Below are 6,591 nucleotides of genomic sequence, written 5' to 3' on the forward strand. Positions count from 1 at the left end.
CGGATGCCGCACCACGAGCGCGGGGCGATCCGGAAACCGCCCGGCAATGTGGTCAAAGTGCCGTCCGATCGTCTCGCCAATCAACGGCTGATTGCTGGCACCGTGAACGTAGCTTTCCCTGATCATCAATCGCTCCTCCCAAAGCTCTCAGGCAAATTTCATTTAACTGGGGTGTCCCCGGATAAACAAAATTGCTCTGTCACAGGAGCATACTTTTCTGACCGGCGCTGTAAAGCTCACAGCGCCATACAATCAGGATCAGGATTTTTTGCTAAACCGGTCAAGGATGATTTCAGCACCGGCGTCACCAAACTGCACCTGATAGAGCCGCTTATATGCGCCGCCAGTTGCCAGCAGTTCGGTATGGCTGCCCTGTTCAAGGATTTGGGCGTCATCAACCACAACGATACGATCCGCATTGCGGATGGTTGCCAGCCGGTGGGCGATGACCAGTGTTGTGCGGCCTTCGGCAAGTTCGGCAAGCGATGCCTGAATTTCCCGTTCGGTCTGCGTATCCAACGCTGAGGTTGCCTCATCAAGTATGAGGATGGGCGGGTTCTTCAGGAACATGCGGGCGATGGCCAGCCGCTGTTTCTGACCGCCCGAGAGTTTGACGCCGCGCTCGCCCACGATGGTTTCAAACCCCGCAGGCAGGCCTGCAATCATTTCATCCAGACGGGCACGCCGTGCAGCCAGAATGATGTCTTCGTCTGAAGCATCAAGTCGGCCATAGGCGATGTTCTCGCGGATAGAACCGCCGAACAGAAAAACATCTTGCTGGACAACGCCGATCTGGCTGCGCAACGAGGCAAGGGTCATGTCACGGATATCAACGCCGTCAATGGTGATGGCACCTGATACCACCTCGTAAAAGCGTGGAAGCAATGAGCACAATGTCGTCTTTCCTGCACCGGAAGAGCCAACGAAAGCGACCGTCTCACCAGCCTTGATTTCCAGATCGATATTGCTCAAGGCAGTTCGGTCCGAGGTATAGCCAAAACTCACTTTCTCATAGCGAATATTGCCCTGAAGCCCGCTCACATCGGTTGCATTTGGCCGGTCCGCAATATCCGGCTCGGTATCCAGCAGTTCGGTATAGCGCTTGAAACCGGCAATGCCCTTCGGATAGGTCTCGATGACGGAGTTGATCTTTTCGATGGGGCGAACGAACACAGTCACCAGCAGGAGGAAACTGACAAAGCCACCACTGGAAAGACTTCCCGTAATGACGAAGTAGCTGCCCGCGATCATGACGATCAGCTGGATCAGGCGCATGCTCATATAGTTCAGCGAGGTGCTTGCCGCCATGATGCGGTAGGCGCTGAGCTTGGTTTCCCGGTAGCGCGCATTGTCATGGGCAAAAAGATCGCGCTCGTGATCCTCATTGGCAAAAGCCTGGACAACACGCATACCGCCGACATTCTCTTCGATGCGGACATTGAAATCACCGACGCGGCGGTAAAGGTTCTGCCAGTTGCGCGTCATCCGCCCGCCATAACGGCTGGCAACCCATGCCACAAAGGGCACAATCGCCAAGGTCAGAAATGCCAGATGCGGATTGACGTAGAACATAAGCAGGAAAGCGCCGATGAAGGTCATTACAGCGATGAACAGATCTTCCGGTCCGTGATGGGCTACTTCGCCGATCTCTTCCAGATCCTTGGTCACGCGGGCAACGAGGTGCCCGGTTTTGTTATTGTCATAGAAGCGGAAGGAAAGCTTTTGCAGATGGTCAAAGCTCTTGCGGCGCATCTCGGTTTCGATGTTGATGCCAAGCTTGTGGCCCCAATAGACAACAACGGCGGTAATACCGGTGTTGAGTAGATAAACGGCCAAAAGTCCCATCGCGGCCAGCAGAATGTAGGTCCAGTTTTCACTCGGCAGCAGCACATCGATGAAGGCACGCACAGCCATCGGAAAACCAAGTTCCAGCAGACCCGAAAAGACAGCGCAGGAAAAGTCCAGCGCGAAGAGCCCCTTATAGGGTGCGTAATAGGCGAAAAAACGTTTGATCATTTTGGCACGCGAGGATGAAGACAAAAGCCGTTTCGGCTTGAGGAACAGTGTTTGGGAGGGATTAGCACGGGGAAGTCCCATAAGCTAACTTCATCTGTCTGGTTTACCGCGAAAGCGACAATCTCTCCAGCAAGTAGATACAACCGAGGCGTGGTAAATCAACTTCCCGTACAATTGATCGGACGGATCACCTTTGTGGTTGACACTCCGCTAAGGCAGGCGTATCGGGGTTTTGCTCGGGTTACCCGAGTCATTTTTCAAAATCACAAAGAAGACGATGGACAGCAAATCTAGCTGCGCCCTGACTGCCGTTGATACGGTGGCGCGGGCGCTTGAAACAACTAACGAGCAGGACTCGATCCGGTACACCGGATGAGCAACGTTAGGGCTTAAGGCTCCACCGTCGCTCACCCAGGCCGGATCGCTTCCGGTCAATGAGGTGAGCCATGAACATCACGTTCGCAACTCTTCCAGGCGTTCGCGCCTTCGCCACCCGCACACGCGGGCGTCTCGGCTTACAGCGGAACATTGTTACCGCTATTGCTGAAAAACAGCCCCTTTTTGCCAATCTGCACGCAGATTGGCGCGTCAATCCGGTCAATGGCCGGCTTGAAATGCATTGGCATGCCGACAATGAGCCACCCGCAGAAACTCTGTCCCAAGTTGAGAAGCTGGGGATGGTTCTGGCTGTATATCATTCCGGTCGCATGATCTGATCGCGTTTTTTCCTCACACGCCAAGCGCGCGCCGCTGGCGTCAATGAAGGAGTATCTCATGGACGATTATCCTAGTAGGCCCGCTGCGCTGCCGATGACAGGCAAGCGCAGCGGGCTATCCCAACAATCGAATGTAACAAAACCGACCGTGAATGTGACGGCTCGGCACGGTTCTCTGCGCCTGAAATTCAGGTGATCCGGAGCTGGTGTCGCTGTCGCATGTCGCGGCAGGAGACCAGAAAATGAACGTTATTCTCAAGAATTCCGCATTGAATGCGGAGAAGAAAGATAGCCGCAAGCTTTCGATGCGCGCTGTGCGGGAAGCGCAGAACGATATCGATAGCACCCTTGCCAATGTCAGAAGCCACCGCGACGGTCTGACAATCCGCGATGCAGCGGAGCGTCTGACCAAAGATGGTGCAAACGAGGTCGCCCATGATCGCCGCCCGCATGCGCTGATCCAGCTTCTGACCGCCTTCAACAATCCTTTCATCATGGTGCTGATTGTGCTGGCAGCCATCAGCGCCTTCACCGATTGCTGGTTGCCAATGCAGAGCGGCGATGCTCCCGATCCAACCAAAGTCATCATCATCATGGTCATGGTGCTGGCCAGTGGCGTCATGCGCTTTGTGCAGGAATACCGTTCCGGCAAGGCTGCTGAATCGCTGAAAGCCATGGTGCGGACCACGGCAACCGTCCTGCGGCGCCATCGTGTGACGATGGAAGGTGAGGTGTTTGAAATCCCGATGCGCGAACTCGTGGCTGGAGATGTCGTGCGCCTGTCCGCCGGTGACATGATCCCGGCTGATGTGCGGCTTATCGAATCCCGTGATCTCTATGTCAGTCAGGCCGTTTTGACCGGCGAGGCCATTCCCGTCGAAAAATACGACACGCTGGGTGCCATTGCCGAGAAGTCAGCACTGGGCGTTGCTTCGGATCAGGCTGACATGCTTGATGTACCCAATATCTGTTTCATGGGCACCAATGTTGTCAGCGGCACCGCCACCGCCGTCGTGGTGGCAACCGGGTCGCGCACCTATTTCGGCTCGCTTGCCAAATCCATCGTTGGCTCGCGTGCACAGACCGCATTTGACCGGGGTATTAACAGCGTCAGTTGGCTGCTCATCCGGTTCATGATGGTGATGGTGCCGGTTGTTTTCCTCATCAACGGTTTTGCTAAGGGTGACTGGGTGGAAGCCCTGTTGTTCGCACTTGCGGTTGCCGTCGGTCTGACACCGGAAATGCTGCCGATGATCGTCTCGTCCAACCTTGCCAAGGGTGCTGTTGCCATGGCCCGGCGCAAGGTCGTGGTCAAGCATTTGAACGCCATCCAGAACTTTGGTGCCATGGACATTCTGTGCACGGACAAGACGGGAACATTGACTCAGGACAGGATTATTCTGGAGCATCATGTCGATATCCATGGCAAGCGTGACGAGAATGTCCTGCGTCTGGCATGGCTCAACAGCCACCACCAGAGCGGTGTGAAAAACCTGATGGATCAGGCTGTCCTGCGCTTTACCGATGCCAGTTCCGATGCCATGCGGTCAGCCGCCTTCTATCGCAAGGTTGATGAATTGCCGTTTGATTTCATTCGCCGCCGCCTGTCCGTGGTGGTCGAGGGTGTCGCCGGTGAGCACCTGCTCGTCTGCAAAGGCGCAGTGGAAGAAATGCTGACCATCGCAACGCAGATGCGCGACGGCAAGGATGTGCGTGTGCTGGATGAGGCAAGCCGGAAGGCACTGACTGCTATCGCCCGTTCCTATAACGAAGATGGCTTTCGCGTTCTGGTTGTGGCCACACGGGAAATTCCTGCCGGGGATACCAAGGCTCAATATGGCATTGGCGATGAGAGCGAGCTGATTGTTGAAGGTTTCCTGACCTTTCTCGATCCACCGAAAGAAACCGCAGGTCCAGCCATTGCTGCGCTTGCCGAACATGGGGTCGCGGTCAAACTTTTGACCGGTGACAATGAGGTGGTCAGCGTCAAGATCTGCCGCGAGGTCGGGCTTGAGGCTGGTGTGCCTGTGCTTGGCCGCGAAATTGAAAAGCTTGATGACAATGCCCTGCGCCTTCTCGTGGAAGAGCGGGTCGTCTTTGCCAAGCTGACACCGCTGCAGAAATCGCGGGTGCTCAAAGCCTTGCAGGCCAATGGTCACACGGTCGGCTTTCTCGGTGACGGCATCAATGATGCGCCTGCTTTGCGCGATGCGGATGTGGGCATTTCGGTCGATAGCGGCGCGGATATTGCCAAGGAATCGGCGGATATCATCCTTCTGGAAAAGAGCCTGATGGTTCTCGAAGAGGGGGTCATCAAGGGCCGGGAGACCTTCGGCAACATCATGAAATATCTGAACATGACGGCCAGCTCGAATTTCGGCAATGTGTTCTCGGTGCTTGTGGCCAGTGCGTTCATCCCGTTCCTGCCAATGCTGGCGATCCATCTCCTCATCCAGAACCTGATGTACGACATCTCGCAACTGGCCTTGCCATGGGACAAGATGGACAAGGAGTTTTTGAGCAAGCCGCGCAAGTGGGATGCCAAAAATATCGGCCGCTTCATGCTCTGGATCGGACCAACCTCCTCGATCTTCGATATGACCACCTTTGCCCTGATGTGGTTTGTCTTTGCCGCAAATGCACCTGAACATCAGTCGCTGTTCCAGTCGGGCTGGTTCATCGAGGGTCTGCTGTCACAGACGCTGGTTGTACACATGTTGCGCACGCAGAAGGTCCCCTTCATCCAGAGCACGGCTGCCCTGCCGGTTCTCCTGATGTCGACACTCGTCATGGGGCTTGGAATTTATGTTCCCTTCTCACCGCTTGGCACGCTGGTCGGATTGCAGCCTTTGCCATGGAGTTACTTCCCATGGCTGGTGGCAACACTATTCAGCTACTGCGTCGTCGCCCAGACGATGAAGACTGTCTATATCCGCCGTTTTGGCCAGTGGTTCTAAGCTTCAACCAGCGGGCGGCCCGCGCCGCCCGCATCCTCCCATTTCTGGTGCCGCTGAATGCGCGGCTCGGACAATTGACGTCAGAGGAGATCTGATATGGTCACAAACATTTCCATCCGGCATTTTCACGCCGGAACAACACCCCGAGGCCCATGGGACGGCCTGCCAAAACGCCGGTCCCGTCCCGCATCCCGTCGCCCGGAACCACGCCGTTCGCGGCTGAAGGATCAGGTTCTGCGCTGGGTCTGCTGGTTGCTGGCAATTATCGGGCAGGGGTTATTCTGGGTGGCAGCCCGGCTCTATCGCCGAGGGCTGCTCAGCCGCAAGCACAGCTGGCGTTTGATCCAATGGTCGTCGTCCTGCAATCATGCAGCTATCCGCATTTTGCGCCGCGCGCGCTGGTAGCTGGTTTTCAATACACAACAGGCAAGGAGCACAATCATGCGCCTTTTGATCTCAGGCGGGCGGCATTTTGACGATGCTGCCGTCATCCTCAGCGAACTCAATCGTATCCATTTGGAATATCCGGTGACGGTTCTGATCCATGGCGGTTTGCCCGCACTTGGTTCGGCCGCCGAGGACTGGGCCCGGCAGAACGATATTCATATCGTTCGCTATCCGGCCAACTGGTCCCTGCTGGGCAAGCAGGCCGACGCAAAACGCAACCGGTTCATGCTGGAAGACAGCCGCCCCGACGCACTGCTGGCCTTTCCCGGTGGCAGGCATGTGCAGGAACTGGTGCAACAGGCACGCGCGCAGAACATTCCTGTTGTGACCGCGCGGGTAACTGAGCGGCCGTCCCAAGGCGATGCCGATTATTGTGCCGACAGCCCGGAGGGCGACACGTTGTGCCAAACGGCCTGCTTTGCCATGACAGCCTCACCCCATCTGCCCTGCAGATG

Annotated in this window: 5 protein-coding genes; 4 read left to right on the forward strand and 1 reads right to left on the reverse strand. The window is 56.2% G+C overall.

Going from position 1 to position 6,591, the window contains the following annotated elements; all coding sequences use genetic code 11:
- Nucleotides 1–258 precede the first annotated feature (258 nt).
- A complete protein-coding gene (locus AB4Y96_RS26225; protein WP_441920949.1) occupies nucleotides 259–2,016 on the reverse strand; it encodes an ABC transporter ATP-binding protein in 1,758 nt (585 codons plus the stop codon).
- A 446-nt stretch (nucleotides 2,017–2,462) separates the two neighbouring features.
- Here AB4Y96_RS26225 and AB4Y96_RS26230 point away from each other — a divergent pair, with 446 nt between their 5' ends.
- The 4 genes from AB4Y96_RS26230 to AB4Y96_RS26245 form a co-directional block, all read left to right on the forward strand.
- Complete coding sequence (locus AB4Y96_RS26230) at nucleotides 2,463–2,732, forward strand: hypothetical protein (protein WP_441920941.1); 270 nt, start codon at nucleotides 2,463–2,465, stop codon at nucleotides 2,730–2,732.
- A 242-nt stretch (nucleotides 2,733–2,974) separates the two neighbouring features.
- Nucleotides 2,975–5,689, forward strand: a complete 2,715-nt coding sequence (gene mgtA, locus AB4Y96_RS26235) for a magnesium-translocating P-type ATPase (RefSeq protein ID WP_441920943.1) — start codon at nucleotides 2,975–2,977, stop codon at nucleotides 5,687–5,689.
- Nucleotides 5,690–5,785: 96 nt separating this feature from the next.
- A complete protein-coding gene (locus tag AB4Y96_RS26240; RefSeq protein ID WP_441920945.1) occupies nucleotides 5,786–6,094 on the forward strand; it encodes a hypothetical protein in 309 nt (102 codons plus the stop codon).
- A gap of 36 nt (nucleotides 6,095–6,130) precedes the next feature.
- Nucleotides 6,131–6,591, forward strand: a 461-nt coding sequence (locus AB4Y96_RS26245) for an SLOG family protein (RefSeq protein WP_441920947.1), incomplete at its 3' end; no start/stop codon positions are given.

Source organism: Phyllobacterium sp. TAF24, from assembly GCF_052113785.1.
Lineage (GTDB): Bacteria > Pseudomonadota > Alphaproteobacteria > Rhizobiales > Rhizobiaceae > Phyllobacterium.

Bases quoted from the DNA above. Each gene is read 5' to 3' on its own strand.
- AB4Y96_RS26240 (WP_441920945.1), top strand. From the start codon at position 5,786: ATGGTCACAAACATTTCCATCCGGCATTTTCACGCCGGAACAACACCC.
- AB4Y96_RS26225 (WP_441920949.1), bottom strand. From the start codon at position 2,016: ATGATCAAACGTTTTTTCGCCTATTACGCACCCTATAAGGGGCTCTTC.
- AB4Y96_RS26230 (WP_441920941.1), top strand. From the start codon at position 2,463: ATGAACATCACGTTCGCAACTCTTCCAGGCGTTCGCGCCTTCGCCACC.
- mgtA (WP_441920943.1), top strand. From the start codon at position 2,975: ATGAACGTTATTCTCAAGAATTCCGCATTGAATGCGGAGAAGAAAGAT.